We start from the raw sequence: 17,248 nt of genomic DNA on the forward strand, positions 1-17,248 counted from the left end.
CAGCATGCAGAACCGCCGCCTCCTCGCCCTGCCGCTCGTCGTCGGCGCCGCAGCCCTCGCACTGACCGGGTGCGCCACGTCCTCCGCCTCCGGTGACGCCTCGGGCGACGGGACGGTCCGGGTCGTCGCATCGACGAACGTCTACGGCTCGATCGCGCAGGAGATCGGCGGCGACGACGTCGAGGTCACGAGCATCCTCGACGACCCCTCGCAGGACCCGCACTCGTTCGAGTCGAGCGCGAAGACCCAGCTCGCGGTGTCGAAGGCCGACCTGCTCATCGAGAACGGCGGCGGGTACGACGACTTCATGACCACCCTGGCGAAGGCATCGGGCACGACGGCCGACACGATCAACGTGGTGGACCTCTCCGGGCTCGACAAGGGCGGCGACGCGGAGTTCAACGAGCACGTGTTCTACGACTACCCGACCATGGTGAAGCTCGTGGCCGACCTCGAGCAGCGCCTGACGAAGCTCGACTCCGCGCACGCCGACACCTTCGAGCGGAACGCGAAGGCCCTCACCACGAAGCTCGACGACCTCGAGTCGCAGACCGCCGCGGCCAAGGAGAAGGTCGACGGTCAGAAGGTGTCGTACACCGAGCCGGTGCCCGGGTACCTGTTCGACGCGATGGGCCTGGACAACGTCACGCCCGAGGCCTTCTCGGAGGCGATCGAGGAGGGCGACGACGTCCCGCCGGCGGCGCTCAACGACACCCTCAAGCTGTTCACCGAGAAGCAGGTGGAGCTGCTCGCCTACAACGAGCAGACCTCCAGCGCGGAGACCGAGCAGGTCAAGAAGGCCGCCGAGCAGGCCGGCATCCCGGTCGTCGGTGTGACGGAGACGCTCCCGAAGGGGGAGGATTACGTCTCGTGGCAGCAGGCGAACATCGACGAGATCACGGGGGCGCTCACGAAGTGACCGCGGTCCAGACCCCCTCGCGAACCGCTGCGGCCCCCGGCCGTGGCGGTTCCGCCGTGCTCGCCCTCCGCGACGCCGCGCTGTCGTACGGCTCCCGCGCGCTCTGGTCGCACCTCGACCTCGACCTGGCGCCGGGTGAGTTCGTCGCCGTGCTGGGGCCGAACGGCGCCGGCAAGACCTCGCTGCTGCGCACGGTCCTCGGGCAGCAGCGCCTGACGAGCGGGACGATGTCGTTCCTCGGGCAGCCCGTCCGGCGCGGACACCGGAGGATCGGGTACATCCCGCAGCAGCGCCTCATGGAGTCCGGCACGCCGCTGCGCGCGCGGGACATGATCGCCCAGGGGGTGACCGGCTCGCGGTGGGGCGTCCTGCCCGCCAGTCGGGCCGAACGCGCTCGGGTCGACCGGATCCTCGACGAGGTCGGTGCCACCGCGTTCGCCGACGCCCCGGTCGCCGAACTGTCCGGCGGCGAGCAGCAGCGCACCCGCGTCGGGCAGGCGATCGCCGCCGACCCCGCCCTGCTGCTCTGCGACGAGCCGCTCATCTCGCTCGACCTCCGCCACCAGCGCGGCGTCACCGAGCTCATCGACCGGCAGCGCCGACAGCAGGACGCCGCCGTGCTGTTCGTCACCCACGACGTCAACCCGATCCTCGACGTCGTCGACCGCGTCCTCTACATCGCCGGCGGACGCTTCCGCATCGGCGCCCCCGACGAGGTCCTGCGCGCCGACGTGCTCACCGACCTGTACGGCACGCCCGTCGACGTCGTCCGCACCATGGGTCGGATCGTCATCGTCGGCGCGAACGAGGCCCACGACCAGACCGGTGCGCACCACCACTGCGACCCCGACCCGCACGCCACCACCCCGGACGAAGGGCGCATCTGATGGACGTGCTGTCGACCGTCTTCTCGTTCCAGGACTACGGCGAGCTCCTCGTGCTCGTGCAGAACTCGATCTGGGCCGGCGCCGTGCTCGGCATCGTCGGCGGGCTCATCGGCCCGTTCGTCGTCGCCCGCAACATGCCCTTCGCGGTGCACGGCATCTCGGAGCTGTCGTTCGCCGGGGCCAGTGCCGCCCTGCTGTTCGGTGTGAACGTCGTCACCGGGTCGCTCGTCGGCTCGGTCGTCGCCGCGCTGCTCATCGGCCTGCTCGGCTCGCGGGCTCGGGACCGGAACTCGATCATCGCCGTGCTCATGCCGTTCGGCCTCGGGCTCGGCATCCTCTGCCTGGCGCTCTACAAGGGCCGGGCGGCCAACAAGTTCGGGCTGCTCACCGGGCAGATCGTCTCGGTCGACAACCCGCAGTTGACCTCGCTGATCGTCGTCTCCGCGATCGTCGTCGTGACGCTCCTGGTCATCTGGCGCCCACTGATGTTCTCGTCGGTCGACCCGGACGTCGCCGCCGCTGCCGGGGTCCCGGTGCGGACGCTCGCGATCGTGTTCATGCTCGCGCTCGGGCTCGCCACGGCGGTGTCCGTGCAGATCGTCGGCGCGCTGCTGGTGCTCTCGCTGCTCGTCACCCCGGCCGCCGCAGCACTCCGCCTGACCTCGCACCCGGTGGTCGTCCCGGTGCTCTCGACCGTGTTCGCGGTCGTGTCGGTCGTCGGTGGCATCCTGCTGGCACTCGGCGGTGGGCTGCCGATCAGCCCCTACGTCACGACGATCTCGTTCGTGATCTGGGTGGTGTGCCGGATCGTCGGCAGCCGCAGGGACAGGCGCGGACGCGACCGCATCGCGGACCGTGAGCAGACCGACGGGGGCGGGACGCGCCTCCAGACCGCGACCGACGCGTCGACCGACGCGACCCGCAGGGAAGGAGTCACCGCGTGAACGCCGTGCAGAAGCCGAAGCGGAACACCTGGCAGCGTGAGGCCGTGCGCAGCGCACTGTCCGGCACCGAGGGGTTCGTCAGCGCGCAGGCGCTCCACCAGCACCTGCGGGACGGCGGCTCCACGATCGGACTGGCCACCGTGTACCGGGCACTCGCCGACCTGGCGACGGAGGGCGACGCGGACTCCCTGCAGCAGGACGGCGAGTCGCTGTACCGGGCCTGCACGACCGACGCGCACCACCACCACCTGATCTGCCGGAACTGCGGCCGCACGGTCGAGATCGAGGCGGACCCGGTCGAGCGGTGGGCACAGGAGGTCGCGGCCGCGAACGGCTTCACGAACGCCAGCCACGTCGTCGACATCTTCGGAGAGTGCGCGGTCTGCACCGCGGCGCGCACCGGCGAGTAACCTCCCGCGCATGCACGTCATCCTGGTCCCGGGGTTCTGGCTCGACGCGAGCGCGTGGGACGAGGTGGCGCCCGTCCTGCAGGAGGCCGGGCACTCCGTCCAGGCGATCACGCGGACCGGTGACACGCTCGACGAGCAGGTCGCCGGGATCGTGGCGGTCCTCGACGCCGTGGCGACGCCGGACGAGCCCGTCGCGCTCGCCGGGCACTCCGGTGCCGGCCCGATGGTGCTCATGGCGGCGGACCAGCGGCCGTCGCTCGTGGCGCACCTGCTCTACGTGGACACCTTCCCCGGACCGGACGGAGCCGTCGTCAACGACGAGCTGCCCGTGGTGGACGGGGTCGTGCCGCTGCCGTCGTGGGACGTGTGGGAGCCGGCGACGATGCGTGGCATGACGCCGGAACGGCGCGAGGCGTTCGAGCGGCGGGCGGTCCCGGAGCCCGCGGCCGTGCCCACCGATCCCTTCCACTACGCCGACCCCGCACGGCACGCGATCCCCGCGACGGTGGTGTCGTGCGAGATCCCGGCGGAGGACCTCGCGGCCATGGTGGCCGAGCACCACGCGTGGACGACGGAGCTCGTCGCGGTGGAGGACCTGACGATCCTGGGGCTCGAGACCGGGCACTGGCCGATGTTCACGGCCCCGAGGGAGCTCGGCGCGCTGCTGGTGCAGGCGCTGGCGCCGCGGCCCACCGCGGGGCCGTAGACGCCAGCGCGGCTGGTCGGCTGGTCATCCGGTCGTCCGGTCGTCCGGGCTTCCGGGTGCGGTGCTGCCGAGTCGCCGGGCGGCCGGCACCGAGCGAGCACGACATGCCGTCGGTGACCCGTCCCGCGGGCAGAAAGCGTCGGTGGAGACGGTCGAGCGCGACGGAAGGTACCCACTCGGTGGGCCGACGGGCCGGACCGGAACCGGCGTGACGGGGCCGAGCCGCGCCTCCAGGCCGGTACCGGTGCGACCCGGACGGGAGGACCGGCTTGCGACACGCGCGGCCGTCCCGTAACGTTGACCCCTGGTCCGCCGCGTCCGCGTGGCAGACCCAGTTGTTCCAAGCCCTCCGACCGTCGCGTACGCCGCGGTCGCGCGGTGTCCGACGGTCCTTCGACAGGGTCAGCGGGCCTGGGCGGCGCGCACAACCCCCTCGCTGCGGTCACCTCCGGTGACGAGCGCGTGTGCGCCAGGCAAGTGACCTTGGGAGCGGCCGTCCGGTCGCTCGGTACCTCAGGAGGAAACCATGGCAGCAGTGTGCCAGGTGACCGGAGCCACCCCCGGCTTCGGACACAACATCTCGCACTCGCACCGCCGGACGAAGCGCCGCTTCGACCCGAACGTGCAGAAGAAGACGTACTACGTGCCCTCGCTTCGTCGTAACGTCACGCTCACGCTCAGCGCTAAGGGCATCAAGGTGATCGACGCACGCGGCATCGAGTCCGTCGTCAAGGATCTCCTCGCCCGTGGGGAGAAGATCTGATGGCCAAGAAGGGTCAGGACGTCCGTCCGATCATCAAGCTCCGCTCCACCGCGGGGACCGGGTTCACCTACGTGACCAAGAAGAACCGTCGCAACAACCCGGACCGCCTCGTGCTCAAGAAGTACGACCCGGTGATCCGCAAGCACGTCGACTTCCGTGAGGAGCGCTAAGCATGGCGAAGAAGAGCAAGATCGCGAAGAACAACCAGCGCGCCGAGGTCATCGCGCGCTACGCCGAGCGTCGTCTCGAGCTGAAGAAGGCCCTCGTGGACCCGAACGGTACCGACGAGTCGCGTGAGGCCGCCCGCGTCGGCCTGCAGAAGCTCCCGCGCGACGCGTCGCCGGTCCGCTACCGCAACCGCGACGCCATCGACGGTCGCCCCCGTGGCCACCTCGGTGAGTACGGCATCAGCCGTGTCCGCTTCCGTGACATGGCCCACCGTGGCGAGCTGCCGGGCATCACGAAGAGCTCCTGGTAAGCACCAGCTCCACCGAACGCCCCGTCCCTGCAGAGGGACGGGGCGTTCGTCGTCCCGGGCCGAGCGGGGTACACGGTCGCCACATCCGTCACTCGGACCCCTCCAGACCCTCGACAACCCCGGAAATCCGGGCGAGTCGGTCGTCCGCACCCCGCTCGGCTGGTAGGTTCGCTGACGGTTCCGCCGGGCGTGCTCGTCCTCGGGACCACCACGTCCAGGGCACCCCGCTCCGGGCGGGCGGGCGTCCCGACGTCCCACCGACACTGCAAGAAGTCCGAGGAGGACATCCATGGCTGACAAGTCACTGAACCGCACCGAGCTCGTCGCTGCCGTCGCGCAGGAGTCCGGCCAGAGCCAGGCCACCGTCAACGGCGTCGTCGACGCGCTGTTCAGCGTCGTCTCGTCGTCGGTCGCCGACGGCACCAAGGTCACGATCCCGGGCTGGATCGCCTTCGAGAAGACCCACCGCGCCGCGCGCACCGGCCGCAACCCGCAGACGGGTGACGCCATCGAGATCGCCGCGAGCGACTCGGTCAAGGTCAGCGCCGGCTCCAAGCTCAAGGCCGCCGTCAAGTAAGACCGCTCAGCAGCACCGGAAGGGACGGCCTCGGCCGTCCCTTCCGTCGTTCCCGGGGCCGGTGCGTCCGCCGGCCGGTCCTCCCGTACAGCCGGGAGGCACCGCCCACCGCCCACAGGTCGGCCCACCGGCGTGCCGTGGTCGGCCGGGCACCGCCTAGGCTTGTCGGGTGGACCGGATCGCACGCATCGCCGGCCCCGCCGTGCTGCTGCTCGTCGGGTTCGTCTCGCTCCTCGTCGCCCTCGTGATCGGCGGCGGGGCGGATCGTGCACTCATCGCGGACCCGGGAGCGGTCGTCCGCTTCGGCCTGCCGATCGCCCGGCTGGTCGTCGACCTCAGTGCAGCAGCGACGATCGGCGGCCTCGCGCTCACCGTCGTCGGACTGTCGCGCACGCGCCCCGAGTGGAACCGTGCGATCGACGTCGCGGCCGGTGCCGCCGGGGTCTGGACCGTCGCCGCCGCGGCCACGACCTTCTTCACGTTCCTGTCCGTCGCCGGTTCGGCCCTGAGCCTCGACGAGCAGTTCGGGCAGTCGATGGGGGTGTTCCTCACCGGGACCGACCTCGGTACCTCGTGGCTGGTCTCCGTGCTCGTCGCCGCCGCCGTGACGGTGCTCTGCTTCGCGGTCCGCGGGCGCGGCATGGTCGCGCTCACCGCCGGCATCGCGATGGTCGGGCTCGTGCCGCTCGCGCAGCAGGGGCACGCCGCCGGCACCGCCAGCCACGACTCGGCCGTCACCGCGCTCGGGCTGCACCTGGTCGGCGCCGCACTGTGGGTCGGCGGGCTGCTGCTCGTCGTGCTCCTGCGGGGCGTGCTGCCCGGTGACCGGCTGCCGCTCGTCGTCGCGCGGTACTCGAGCATCGCGCTCGGCTGCTTCGTGCTCGTGGCCGTGTCGGGAACGGCCTCCGCGATCATCCGTGTCGGCACCCCGGCGAACCTGCTCACCCCGTACGGGGTGCTCGTGCTCGTGAAGACCGCGGCGCTGGTCGGCATCGGCGTGCTCGGCGCGGTGCAGCGTCGGCGGGCGATCCGGTCGCTCACCGACGCCCCGGAGCGCCGCGGCCCGTTCTGGACCCTCGTGCTCGTCGAACTCGCCGTCATGGGGGTCGCGAGCGGGTTCGCCGCGGCACTCGGGCGCACCGCGACCCCGGTCGGCGAGGTCGCCCTCAGCAAGACCACGAACCCGACCCCCGCCGAGCTGCTGACCGACGACCCGCTCCCCGGCGACCCGGGGTCGTGGGGATGGCTCACCGCCTGGAACGTCGACCTGTTCTGGCTGATGGCCGCCGTCCTCGTCGCCGCCGCGTACGCCGCCGGCGTGGTCCGACTGCGGCGTCGCGGCGTCTCCTGGCCGCTGCAGCGCACGATCGCCGCCGCGATCGCCGTCGTGACGCTGGTCCTGGCGACGTCCGGCTCGCTGCACACGTACGACCGCTTCCTGGTGTCCGCCAACGTCGGCGCGCACGTGCTGCTCGGGCTCGTCGTCCCCGCACTCCTCTGGGCCGCGGCGCCCGTCCGGCTGATCCGGGCCGCCGTGCACCCGCGTGACGACGGGTCGACGGGCGTCCGCGAGTGGACGGGCCTGCTCGTCGACAACGGCGTCGTCCGGTACCTCGCACAGCCGTTCCCGTCGTTCGTGCTCCTGGCAGCGGTGTGGTGGGGGCTGTACGCCACCCAGGTCCTCCGGTGGTCGGTGAGCGATCCCTCCGGCCGCACCCTGGTCGACGTGGGGCTCCTGGTCGTGGGGCTGCTCGCCGTGCCCACGCTCCTGACCCCGTTCGCCGCCGGAGCCCGGACGGCGAGCACCGGTGCGGCGCTCGTGCGGATCGTCGGCGCGGTCGTCGTGGCGGCGGGCGCCGTCTCGCTCGGCCTCGCGATGCAGGGGCCGGTCGGGCTGCTCCAGGCGTCGTGGTTCGGCGCGATGGGCCGCGAGTGGGGTCCCACCCCGCTCGTGGACCAGGCACGGGCCGGCATCGTCCTCGTCCTCGCGGGGGTCGCGCTGCTCGTGACGGTCGTCGTCGTGACGCTGGTCCGACTGCGCGGTGACCACGACCCGCACGACCCGCACGACCGCGCGCCCTCGGCCGAGCCTGCCGTGGTGGGCGCCGACACCACGCCGGCGCCGGGGACGGCCGGACGGTGAGCGTCGAGCTCAGCGCCGAGCAGCGGGCGGTGTTCGAGTACATCGAGCACACCCGCGACCACGTCTTCATCACCGGTCGGGCCGGGACGGGCAAGTCGACGCTCCTCAACCACCTGTCGTGGAACACCGAGAAGCAGGTCGTCATCTGCGCCCCGACCGGTGTCGCCGCGCTGAACGTCGGCGGTCAGACGATCCACTCGCTCTTCCGGCTGCCGATCGGGCTCATCGCGGACGCCGAGCTCCGGCAGGGCCCGGAGACCCGGAAGCTCCTCAACACCATCGACACCCTGGTCATCGACGAGGTCTCGATGGTCAACGCCGACCTGCTCGACGCGATGGACCGGTCGCTCCGCAAGGCCCGGGGGCGGCAGTTCGAGGCGTTCGGCGGCGTCCAGGTGGTGATGTTCGGCGACCCGTACCAGCTGCCACCCGTGCCCGGCGACGGGGACGAGCGCGCGTACTTCACGGACCACTACCGGTCGATGTGGTTCTTCGACGCGAAGGTCTGGCTCGAGGCCGAACTGCACATCGTCGAGCTCGCGACCGTGCACCGGCAGCGTGACGACGCCTTCGCCGCGATGCTCACGGCGGTGCGGCACGGGCGGGTCACCGCCGACATCGCCGGGCAGCTCAACACCGCCGGTGCCCGACCGGCTCCGGACGACGCCATCACCCTGGCGACCCGGAACGACACGGTCTCGCGGATCAACAAGGCCGCGCTCGACCGGTTGCCCGGCAAGGTGAAGACCGCCCGTGCCGACGTCAACGGTGACTTCGGGGGACGGAACTTCCCGGCGGACGAGGCACTCGAGCTGAAGCCCGGCGCGCACGTGATGTTCCTGCGCAACGACCCGGACCAGCGCTGGGTGAACGGCACGCTCGGTGTCGTGACGGCGATCCGGGACACCGTGTGGGTCGACGTCGACGGGGAGTCGTTCGAGGTCCAGCCGTCCGTGTGGGAGAAGTTCAAGTACTCCTACGACCCGGACAAGAAGGAGCTCAAGAAGGACACCGTGGGGGAGTTCCAGCAGTTCCCCCTGCGCCTGGCCTGGGCGGTCACGATCCACAAGTCGCAGGGGTCGACGTACGACCGCGCGGTGGTCGACCTCGGCAACCGGGTGTTCAGCGCGGGGCAGACCTACGTGGCGCTCTCGCGCTTGACGTCGCTCGAGGGGCTCTACCTGACCCGCCCGCTGCGGCCGCAGGACATCATCGTCGACCTCGACGTCCGACGTTTCATGTCCGAGGCGCCGCGGGTCGTCGCGACCGAGCTCGAGGCGTCCCCGCACCCCGACGACGCCTGACGCCCGCCGGCGCCCGACGCCCGCCTGCGCTGACGCCCGCCTGCGCTGCACCGAGCGGGCCAGATCCGTCACACTCGGCGGCCGGCACCGACGGATCGCACCCGCGCGGCGGTCTACCTACGGCATGTCCTGCCCGGTCGGCGAGCGTGCAGCGACCCCGGTCGACGGCCGCGCTCGGTTCACCAGCCCGACGACCGTGCCCTACCCGCACGACGACGCCCCGCCCACCGAGCGGTGGACGGGGCGTCGAGGACGAGCAGCGGGAGCGTCAGGCGCGCTGGGCCGCCCGGATGGCACGCACGTTCTCGTGGTCCGCGCCGAAGGCGGTGAGGAGCAGGACGACGCCGATGATCGCGTGGAACAGGTTGTCCGCGAAGGTCAGCGCGAAGACGTTCGCCGAGGTGTCACCGAGCACGAAGCCGTACACCGCCATGACGACGAGCACGACGCCGACCAGACGGTTGCCGTTCCGCGCTCCGATGGTGGTGCCGAGGCTCGTGATGAGGAGCACGACGGCGAGCAGGATCCAGAGCAGGCACATCGCCGGGTTGACGCCGAACGCGTTCCAGAGCATCCCGCCCTCGCGGCTGAAGAAGCCCGGGTCGCCGTCGGCGGCGAAGAAGAAACCGAGGAAGCCCCAGAGCGCCAGGAGCGATCCGGCCGTCAGGGCGAGGCCCCGGTTCGGCGACGCCGTGATGCTGGGTTCCTTGATGGCCACTTCGGTCTCCTCCTGGTACAGGGTGGTCGCACCGGACGGACCGGCGACGGGAGCCGGAGCGCCTGCCCGTGCCGTACGGGCGGCGCGGCCGTCGGATCCTGAGGTGGCTGACCCCTGGTTCACAGGCGCGGACCGGCGGACCAACGGTATCGTGTCGGACCCCGACCGTCCGAATCGCCCACGCGGCACCAGCCGGACGAGGAGACCGATGATCGCCACACCGAGGAGGACCACGCCGGTGACCCGAACGCCCGAACGCACCGCGCCCGAGTCGCGCGGACCGTTGGTGTCGCGGCGGTTGCGGTGGGGCCTGCTGGCGGCTCTGGGGTTCGTGATCGTGCCTCTCGTCTACGCCGTCGCCGTGCTGACGCCGGTCGGGCAGCGGGTCGAGGACGCCGCGTTGGGCGGGGTCCGGGAGTCCGACCTGTTCGGGTCGGACACTGCACTGAACGTCATCTCGGTGCCGGTCATCCTGTTGCTGGTGGTCGTGATCGCCGCCGTCGCACTCGCCCGACGTCGGCTCGCGGTGGGACTCGGAGCGGGCGTCGTGGTGCTCGCGTCGGCAGCCACCTCGACGCTCGTGAAGCGTATCGCCGAGCGCCCGGAGATCGCCCAGTCGGAGACGCCCAACTCGTACCCTTCCGGGCACGCGACGATCGCACTGGCAGCACTGTTCGCCGTGCTCCTCGTGACGCCCCGGCGCTGGCGACCTGCGGTGACGATCGTCGGGGCGGGGTACGCGGTCTTCGTGGCGAACCAGACGGTCGTGTACGGCTGGCACCGGGTGAGCGACATCGTCGGCGCGTGCGCGATCGCCCTGTTCTGGCTCGGGCTCGTCCGTGCGGTCGGTCCGGTGGTCGACCGTGGTGAGCGCGGAGACCGGGACGGCCGACGGGGTCCCCGGCGGCTGGTGACGGCGCTGCTCCTGCTCGCGACCGGTGTCACCTTCCTGGTGGGGGTGGTCGCCGTGGTCGCGGGCCTGTCCGGCGTCGCCGACCTGCACGGCGCCGTGCTGGTCGCTGGCCGCATGGCCTCGAGCGTGAGCGTGCTGGCGGTCGTCACGGTCGTGTGGCTCGCCGACGGGCTCCACCACGCCGCGCAGACCGACGAGCGCGCCCTGCCGCCGCGCCGCTGAGCGCACCGACGTCACCCGACCCTGGCGGGAATGTCCGCGGCTGCGGTACGTTGTACGGAGCAAGTCGATGCAAACGCATCGAAACGGCAGTACCACCAGCCAGCACCAGGAGGCGGGCACCATGCAGTTCGGGATCTTCACCGTCAGCGACGTCACGACGGACCCCACGACCGGCACGACACCGGACGACACCACACGCGTCAAGGACATCCTGACGATCGCCGAACACGCCGACCAGGCCGGGCTCGACGTCTTCGCCACCGGCGAGCACCACAACCCGCCGTTCGTCGCGTCGAGCCCGACGACGATGCTCGGCTACCTGGCCGGTCGGACGAAGCACATCACGCTGTCGACCAGCACGACCCTGGTCACGACGAACGACCCGGTCCGCATCGCCGAGGAGTACGCGATGCTCCAGGTGATCAGCGACGGTCGCATGGACCTGATGATGGGTCGCGGCAACACCGGCCCCGTCTACCCGTGGTTCGGGCAGGACATCCGCCAGGGCGTGAACCTGGCGATCGAGAACTACGCGCTCATCCGCCAGCTGTGGGAGAACGACGTCGTGAACTGGCAGGGGAAGTTCCGCACCCCGCTGCAGGGCTTCACCTCGACCCCGCGTCCGCTCGACGGCGTCGCGCCCTTCGTCTGGCACGGCTCGATCCGCACGCCGGAGATCGCCGAGCAGGCCGCCTACTACGGCGACGGGTTCCTGCACAACAACATCTTCTGGCCGATCCAGCACACCGAGCAGATGGTGGGGCTGTACCGCCAGCGCTTCGAGCACTACGGACACGGCACCGCCGACCAGGCAATCGTCGGCCTGGGCGGGCAGTTCTTCGCCCGGAAGAACTCGCAAGACGCGTGGAACGAGTTCCGGCCCTACTTCGACAACGCCCCGGTGTACGGCCACGGCCCGTCGATGGAGGACTTCACCGCCCAGACCCCGCTCACCGTCGGCTCGCCGCAGCAGGTCATCGACCGCTACGCCACCATGAAAGACCACGTCGGGCACTACCAGCGCCAGATGTTCCTCATCGACCACGCCGGGCTGCCGCTCAAGACGGTGCTCGAGCAGATCGACATCCTGGCCGAGGACATCGTCCCCGAGCTCCGGAAGATCAACGAGGCGGACCGCCCGGCCCACGTGCCGTCCGACCCGCCGTCGCACGCCGACCGCGTGGCCGCGGCACTCGCCGCGGGGACCGCCGGCAGCGACCACGTCGCAGCCGAGGACGAGTGGACGGGCGCGTCCGTCTGATCACCTGACCCCGCGACGGACGGGAGGCGCGGTGCCGGCCGGCTCCGCGCCTCCCGTCCGTCGCCACGTGCGTTCCGGCCCATCGCACCCGACCTGGGATGCCGTTCCGCGCGAAGGAGGTCGGAACTTCCGACCCGCTACGCGCGGAAGAGTCTCCGACGCGCGGAAGTGCCTCCTACGCGCGGGATGACTGCTGCGGAGCGGTGGTGACCCCGGGCTCCGGGGTGGGGGCGGCCGGGCGGGCGGGGACCAGCTTGAGGCCGACCACGCAACCGACGATGCCGGCGATGAACAGCAGGCGCAGGAACGTGACGGGCTCGGCGCCGGTCGCCATGCCCCACAGGACGGTGAGGGCCGCGCCGGTGCCCGTCCACACCGCGTAGGCGGTGCTGATCGGGATGTGCTTCAGGACGTACCCGAACGCGGCCAGGCTCACGACGATGGTGACCGCGAAGAGGGCCGTCGGCCCGGCGACGGTGAAACCGTCACTCGCGCCGAGGGCCGTGGCCCACACGGTCTCGAGCGCGGCGCTGACGAACAGGACGAGCCACGCCATCTCAGCTCACCACCTTGAGGCCGACCACGCAGGCGACCAGGCCCAGGACGAGCGCGACGCGGGCGACGGACGCGGCCTCCTGGCGGCGGAGGATCGCCACCACGACCGTGAGTGACGCCCCGATGCCGACCCACACGGCGTAGGCCGTGCCGACCGGGATCGCCTTCATGGCGAACGCGAGTCCCACCATGCTGAGCACCATGCCGGCGACGAACACGATCGTCGGCACCACCTTCTTGAACCCGTTCGACGCGCTCAGAGCGGTGGCCCACACCGCCTCGAGCACGCCGGACAGGACGAGCACGACCCATGCCACGACGGTCTCCTTCCCTCGTCGCGAGTCGCACGACTGTGCGACTCTTGCCGGCCCGACGCTAGCACGAGTCGCACGAGCGTGCGAGTATGGCGTGGTGACCACCCGAGAGGACCTGGAGCAGCGGCGTCTCGACGTCTCGGACGCTGCGTGCCGGGTCCTCGCGCGGGACGGACTCGGTGCCCTGAGCGTCCGCGGGGTCGCAGCCGAGGCCGGCCTGCCACCGAGCACCGTGCGCTACGTCTTCCCGACCCAGGCCGCGATGCGCGAGCACACCATCACCCTCGTGTTCGACCGGACCCGGGAGCGGATCGACGCGATCCCCGTTGGGCTGCCCGACGGCGAGACCGCGCGGCGGGTGCTGCTCGAGCTGCTGCCGCTCGACGACGAACGGGTCGTCGAGCTCGACGTGTACCTGGCGCTCGGCAACGCCGCCCTCACCGACGCCGCGCTCCGGCCGGCCCTGGACCGGGTGGTCGCCGAGATGCGTGCGTGGTGCGACCGGATCGTCGCCCTCGTCGGGGTGCCCGAGAGCCTCCGGGCCGACGAAGCGTGCCGGCTCCACGCGCTCGTCGACGGGCTGGCGGTCCACGTCACCCGCCTCGCGCCGGGGGAGTCCGGCGAGTGGGCGATCGACCTGCTCGACCGGCACCTGGCAGGACTCCCCACCACCTGACAACCGTCCGCCGGACACCGGGTGCCGTGCGCCGTGTGCCGCGCGGCTCGGAGGGGGCGGGCACGCTCCTCGCCTATCCTGTCCCGGTGACGAGCGCTCCCACTCGCCCCGCCCCCACCCGCACGCTCACCGGCCCCGGCCTGGTGCTCGGTGCCGTCGTGGTGCTGCTCGGCGTGCGCGTGGTGTCACCGACCGTGGGGACGGCCGGACTCCCCGACGTCGTGCAGGACTTCCTGACGCTCGCGATCAGTGTCGTGGTCGAGTCGCTGCCGTTCGTCGTGCTCGGCATCGTGCTGTCCATCGTCGTCGAGGTCTGGGTGCCGGCCGGCGCGCTCGAGCGGATCCTGCCCGAGCGACCGATGCCCCGGCGTGCCGTCATCTCGCTCATCGGCATGCTCTTCCCGGTGTGCGAGTGCGGGAACGTGCCGCTCGCCCGTGGCCTCATGATGCGCGGGTTCACCCCGGCCGAGGCCGTCACCTTCCTGGTCGCCGCGCCGATCCTCAACCCGCTCGTGATCATCAGCACCGCGCAGGCGTTCGGGTGGTCCGGGTGGATCCTCGTCGTCCGCATCGTCGGCGGCTTCGTCCTCGCGAACCTGGTCGGGTGGATCGTCGCCGCACACCGTCGCCCGACCGAGCTGCTCCTGCCCGCGTTCGAGGCCCGGTGCCGTGCCGCCGTCGGGGCACCGCGCTCCCGCAACCGCTGGCGTGAGAGCGCATCGCAGTTCGGCGGCGAGACCGCGACCATGATGCCCGCGCTCTTCGTCGGCGCCGGGCTCGCGGCCGCGATCCAGGTCGCGGTGCCCCGGTCGACGCTCGTGGCGGTGGGCGCGAACCCGGTGCTGTCGGTCGCCGCGATGATGCTCCTGGCGATGACGATCTCCCTCTGCTCGAACGTCGACGCCTTCTTCGCGCTGTCGTTCGCCTCGACGTTCCTGCCGGGGTCGATCACGGCGTTCCTGCTCATCGGGCCGATCATCGACGTCAAGATGATCGCCCTGCTCCGGACCACGTTCCGCGCGCGCTTCCTGGTGCTGCTCGCCGTGGTCTGCGTCCTGTTCACCGCGGCGGTCGGGTTGGTGATGAATGTCCTCGTCTGAGAAGGCTCCCGCGTACCTCGGGCTCGGGTCGGTGCTCGCGGTGGCGCTGTGCACGCTGTGGCTCGCCCTGGTCGGACACCTCGACCTGTACATCAACCCGCGGTACGACCTGTTCACGGTCGTCCTGGCCGCGATCGCGGTGCCGGCCTCGGTGGCAGGACTCGTCGCGGTGGCGCGCGGGCACGGGCACGCCCACGACGACGAGCACGACCACGCGCACGCCACCCACGACGACGAGCACGCCGCGCACGCCGGCGGGCGCGACCGCTCGCGCACACCCGACGACGAGACCGCCTACGAGCACGGCTCCGACGCCGCCCGGGCCGTCCGACGCCGCGCCCCGGGAGCCGCCCGGATCACCCGCGGCGTCCTCGGCGGCATCGCGGCAGCGGCCACCGTCGGCGTCACGGTCGCCATGCTCGTGCTCCCGCCGACCACGCTCTCCGCCCGCACCGCCCAGCAGCGGAGCGTGGACACCCCGACCCTGTCGAACGCCACCGGCACCCAGGACGTCGCCCTGCTCGGCAGCGAGGGCGTGGACACCTCGGAGTACGGCGTGAAGGACTGGGCGGCGCTCATCCGCCAGACCACGGACACGACCGCGCTGGTCGGCAAGCCGGTCGAGCTCTCCGGCTTCGTGGTGCCCAGCTCGGACGGGTCCTTCACGCTCACCCGCTTCGTGATCAGCTGCTGTGCGGTCGATGCCCAGCCGGTCGGCCTCGGCGTGGTCGTCGACGGTCCCGTGCCCGACGCCGACCAGTGGGTCCGCGTCACGGGGAAGCTCGCCGCCAACCCGGACCAGTCCGCCGACGCACGGATCGTCATCCGCGCCGCGACCGTCCGCGACATCGACCAGCCGACGGACCCGTACGAGTACTGATGCCCGCCACGCCTGCACCCACGACCGCGCCCACGGACCCCCGGGGCTCCGGCCCGCTCCGCCGCCGCCCGCGCGACCGCTTCCGCCGCCGCCTGGTGGCCTCGATCACCGTGTTCGTGCTCGTCGGCGCCGTGGCCGCGGTGGTCGGCTCGCAGCAGGGCCCCCGGCTGCGGGACGTCACGTACGACGCGTCCGGGCTCGTGTCCCGACCGGCGCAGCGGGTGATCCTGACGGCGAACCAGGCCCTGCAGCGGGTCCCGGCCGAGGCCGTGACGGTGCGCCCGTCCGCCCCGCACACGGTCACGTCGAGCGGCAACACGATCGCGGTGGAGTTCGCCGGGCCGCTCGCCTACGACCGCACGTACGAGATCGCCGTCCGGGACGTCCGCGCCCCGGGGCAGCCCGCCACCTCGGAGCTCCGCACGACGATCACGACGGGCAGCACCGACGTGCTCGCCCTCGTGCCGGGGACGTCCGGGACGAAGGACCGGATCGTCCGGCGCTCCCTCGACGCCGGCGGCGCCACCACCGTCTTCGAGGCCACCGGCATCACCGAGTACGCGCGCCTCGGTCGCTCGCTCGTCGTCGTCCGCGGTGCCGACGGCCGGTCGACGGTCGAGATCGTGCCCCTCGCCGGCGGCGTGCAGGACGACCGCACCCCGGTCGAGCGCCTGACCCTGCCGAGCGCTGCCGGACGGGTCACCGCGCTGCACGTCGCCGACGACGGCGCGTCCTTCGGCTTCGAGTACGCCGACACCTCCACCGGCCAGTCGCGGAACGTCGGGCTGTACGTGGTCGACATGACCGGCACGCACCTGCCGACGGCGATCGCGGCCGACGGGAAGCCGACCACCGGTGCCGAGCCGTTGACCGTCGCGCAGTGGGCCTACGTGCCGCGCACCGAGAGCGCCCTGGTGCGCACCGGCTCCGACGACCTGGTGCTCGTCGACATGAGCGGGCGCAACGACCCCGTCCGGCTCGGCAGCGCCACCTACCTGCACGGCTTCGTCGGCAGCGGCACCACGGCGGTCGTCGAGACCGGGACCGGGATCGTCCGCCTCGACCTGACCGACGGGCAGCGCGAGGACCTGGCGGCGCCGGCGGGCAGCACCGACGCGCCCTACCTCGGCCGGATCGCCCCGCTGACCGACGACACGTACGTGCGCGTGGTGGGCGTCGTGCGGACCGACGGCACCCTCGCCCAGTCGATGGTGCGCGTCGACGCGAGCCGGGCCTCCCGGCTGCCCGTCAGCGTGCCGGAGGACGCGAGCGTCACGGCGGTGTGCCCGTCGCCGAACAGCCAGTTCCTCGCCGTGACCACGCGGTCGGCCTCGGGTGACCTGGTGAGCGTCGTGGACGCGGCCTCCGGCGCGCTCGAGGCGAGCGTGCAGGCGTCGTCGGTCGACTGGTGCGGCGCGCTGCCGTCCGGCGACGAGATCGGCTGACCGCAGGGCGACCGACGGCAGGCGCGGCCCAGG

20 protein-coding genes are annotated in these 17,248 nt (G+C 72.0%); 17 read left to right on the top strand and 3 right to left on the bottom strand.

Annotation, left to right across the window (positions count from 1 at the left end; translation table 11 throughout):
* The first annotated feature begins 4 nt into the window (after window positions 1-4).
* From ACIPEQ_RS04465 to ACIPEQ_RS04515, 11 genes are all read left to right on the top strand, one after another.
* Window positions 5-919 carry a metal ABC transporter solute-binding protein, Zn/Mn family gene (locus ACIPEQ_RS04465; RefSeq protein WP_402714244.1) on the top strand — a complete coding sequence of 305 codons (915 nt, stop codon included), beginning with the start codon at window positions 5-7 and terminating at the stop codon, window positions 917-919.
* Between the two features lie 56 nt (window positions 920-975).
* Window positions 976-1,806 carry a metal ABC transporter ATP-binding protein gene (locus ACIPEQ_RS04470; protein ID WP_250367841.1) on the top strand — a complete coding sequence of 277 codons (831 nt, stop codon included), beginning with the start codon at window positions 976-978 and terminating at the stop codon, window positions 1,804-1,806.
* Window positions 1,806-2,750, top strand: coding sequence for a metal ABC transporter permease (locus tag ACIPEQ_RS04475; protein WP_402714245.1), 945 nt, complete (start codon window positions 1,806-1,808; stop codon window positions 2,748-2,750). Before ACIPEQ_RS04470 ends, ACIPEQ_RS04475 begins: the two co-directional genes overlap by 1 nt.
* Entirely contained in the window at window positions 2,747-3,160 is a 414-nt protein-coding gene (locus ACIPEQ_RS04480; RefSeq protein ID WP_081984565.1) for a Fur family transcriptional regulator, read from the top strand. Before ACIPEQ_RS04475 ends, ACIPEQ_RS04480 begins: the two co-directional genes overlap by 4 nt.
* Window positions 3,161-3,170: 10 nt before the next feature.
* On the top strand, window positions 3,171-3,866 hold the full coding sequence (locus ACIPEQ_RS04485) for an alpha/beta fold hydrolase (protein ID WP_402714246.1): 696 nt from the start codon (window positions 3,171-3,173) through the stop codon (window positions 3,864-3,866).
* 526 nt (window positions 3,867-4,392) lie between these two features.
* On the top strand, window positions 4,393-4,629 hold the full coding sequence (gene rpmB, locus ACIPEQ_RS04490) for a 50S ribosomal protein L28 (RefSeq protein ID WP_022903747.1): 237 nt from the start codon (window positions 4,393-4,395) through the stop codon (window positions 4,627-4,629).
* A complete protein-coding gene (gene rpmG / locus ACIPEQ_RS04495; RefSeq protein ID WP_022908193.1) occupies window positions 4,629-4,799 on the top strand; it encodes a 50S ribosomal protein L33 in 171 nt (56 codons plus the stop codon). Before rpmB ends, rpmG begins: the two co-directional genes overlap by 1 nt.
* Window positions 4,800-4,801: 2 nt before the next feature.
* Window positions 4,802-5,107 carry a 30S ribosomal protein S14 gene (gene rpsN, locus ACIPEQ_RS04500; RefSeq protein WP_022903745.1) on the top strand — a complete coding sequence of 102 codons (306 nt, stop codon included), beginning with the start codon at window positions 4,802-4,804 and terminating at the stop codon, window positions 5,105-5,107.
* Between the two features lie 289 nt (window positions 5,108-5,396).
* Window positions 5,397-5,684 carry an HU family DNA-binding protein gene (locus ACIPEQ_RS04505; RefSeq protein ID WP_058727660.1) on the top strand — a complete coding sequence of 96 codons (288 nt, stop codon included), beginning with the start codon at window positions 5,397-5,399 and terminating at the stop codon, window positions 5,682-5,684.
* A 169-nt stretch (window positions 5,685-5,853) separates the two neighbouring features.
* Complete coding sequence (locus ACIPEQ_RS04510; RefSeq protein ID WP_402714247.1) at window positions 5,854-7,827, top strand: cytochrome c oxidase assembly protein; 1,974 nt, start codon at window positions 5,854-5,856, stop codon at window positions 7,825-7,827.
* Complete coding sequence (locus ACIPEQ_RS04515; RefSeq protein WP_402714248.1) at window positions 7,824-9,131, top strand: ATP-dependent RecD-like DNA helicase; 1,308 nt, start codon at window positions 7,824-7,826, stop codon at window positions 9,129-9,131. Before ACIPEQ_RS04510 ends, ACIPEQ_RS04515 begins: the two co-directional genes overlap by 4 nt.
* 268 nt (window positions 9,132-9,399) lie before the next feature.
* Here ACIPEQ_RS04515 and ACIPEQ_RS04520 read toward each other — a convergent pair whose 3' ends face one another.
* Window positions 9,400-9,849 carry a DUF4383 domain-containing protein gene (locus ACIPEQ_RS04520; protein WP_402714249.1) on the bottom strand — a complete coding sequence of 150 codons (450 nt, stop codon included), beginning with the start codon at window positions 9,847-9,849 and terminating at the stop codon, window positions 9,400-9,402.
* A 238-nt stretch (window positions 9,850-10,087) separates the two neighbouring features.
* On the opposite strand from ACIPEQ_RS04520, the gene ACIPEQ_RS04525 reads away from it, so the two are divergent.
* Window positions 10,088-10,984, top strand: a complete 897-nt coding sequence (locus tag ACIPEQ_RS04525; protein ID WP_402714250.1) for a phosphatase PAP2 family protein — start codon at window positions 10,088-10,090, stop codon at window positions 10,982-10,984.
* A 121-nt stretch (window positions 10,985-11,105) separates the two neighbouring features.
* Window positions 11,106-12,245, top strand: a complete 1,140-nt coding sequence (locus ACIPEQ_RS04530; protein ID WP_402714251.1) for a CE1758 family FMN-dependent luciferase-like monooxygenase — start codon at window positions 11,106-11,108, stop codon at window positions 12,243-12,245.
* Window positions 12,246-12,420: 175 nt separating this feature from the next.
* On the opposite strand, the gene ACIPEQ_RS04535 is transcribed toward ACIPEQ_RS04530, so the two are convergent.
* Window positions 12,421-12,801 carry a DMT family transporter gene (locus ACIPEQ_RS04535; RefSeq protein ID WP_402714252.1) on the bottom strand — a complete coding sequence of 127 codons (381 nt, stop codon included), beginning with the start codon at window positions 12,799-12,801 and terminating at the stop codon, window positions 12,421-12,423.
* A 1-nt stretch (window position 12,802) separates the two neighbouring features.
* Window positions 12,803-13,117: a multidrug efflux SMR transporter gene (locus ACIPEQ_RS04540; RefSeq protein WP_326497166.1), complete on the bottom strand. Its 315-nt coding sequence runs from the start codon at window positions 13,115-13,117 to the stop codon at window positions 12,803-12,805.
* Between the two features lie 94 nt (window positions 13,118-13,211).
* On the opposite strand from ACIPEQ_RS04540, the gene ACIPEQ_RS04545 reads away from it, so the two are divergent.
* From ACIPEQ_RS04545 to ACIPEQ_RS04560, 4 genes are all read left to right on the top strand, one after another.
* Window positions 13,212-13,790: a TetR/AcrR family transcriptional regulator gene (locus ACIPEQ_RS04545; protein ID WP_402714253.1), complete on the top strand. Its 579-nt coding sequence runs from the start codon at window positions 13,212-13,214 to the stop codon at window positions 13,788-13,790.
* An 86-nt stretch (window positions 13,791-13,876) separates the two neighbouring features.
* The gene (locus ACIPEQ_RS04550) at window positions 13,877-14,890 is read left to right on the top strand and encodes a permease (protein ID WP_402714254.1); all 1,014 of its coding nucleotides are present in this window, start codon (window positions 13,877-13,879) and stop codon (window positions 14,888-14,890) included.
* On the top strand, window positions 14,877-15,770 hold the full coding sequence (locus ACIPEQ_RS04555; RefSeq protein WP_402714255.1) for a TIGR03943 family putative permease subunit: 894 nt from the start codon (window positions 14,877-14,879) through the stop codon (window positions 15,768-15,770). Before ACIPEQ_RS04550 ends, ACIPEQ_RS04555 begins: the two co-directional genes overlap by 14 nt.
* A complete protein-coding gene (locus ACIPEQ_RS04560) occupies window positions 15,770-17,215 on the top strand; it encodes a hypothetical protein (protein WP_402714256.1) in 1,446 nt (481 codons plus the stop codon). The genes ACIPEQ_RS04555 and ACIPEQ_RS04560 overlap by 1 nt, the downstream gene beginning before the upstream one ends.
* Window positions 17,216-17,248: the final 33 nt, after the last annotated feature.

The sequence above is a fragment of the Curtobacterium sp. NPDC087080 genome (assembly GCF_044745105.1).
Lineage (GTDB): Bacteria > Actinomycetota > Actinomycetes > Actinomycetales > Microbacteriaceae > Curtobacterium.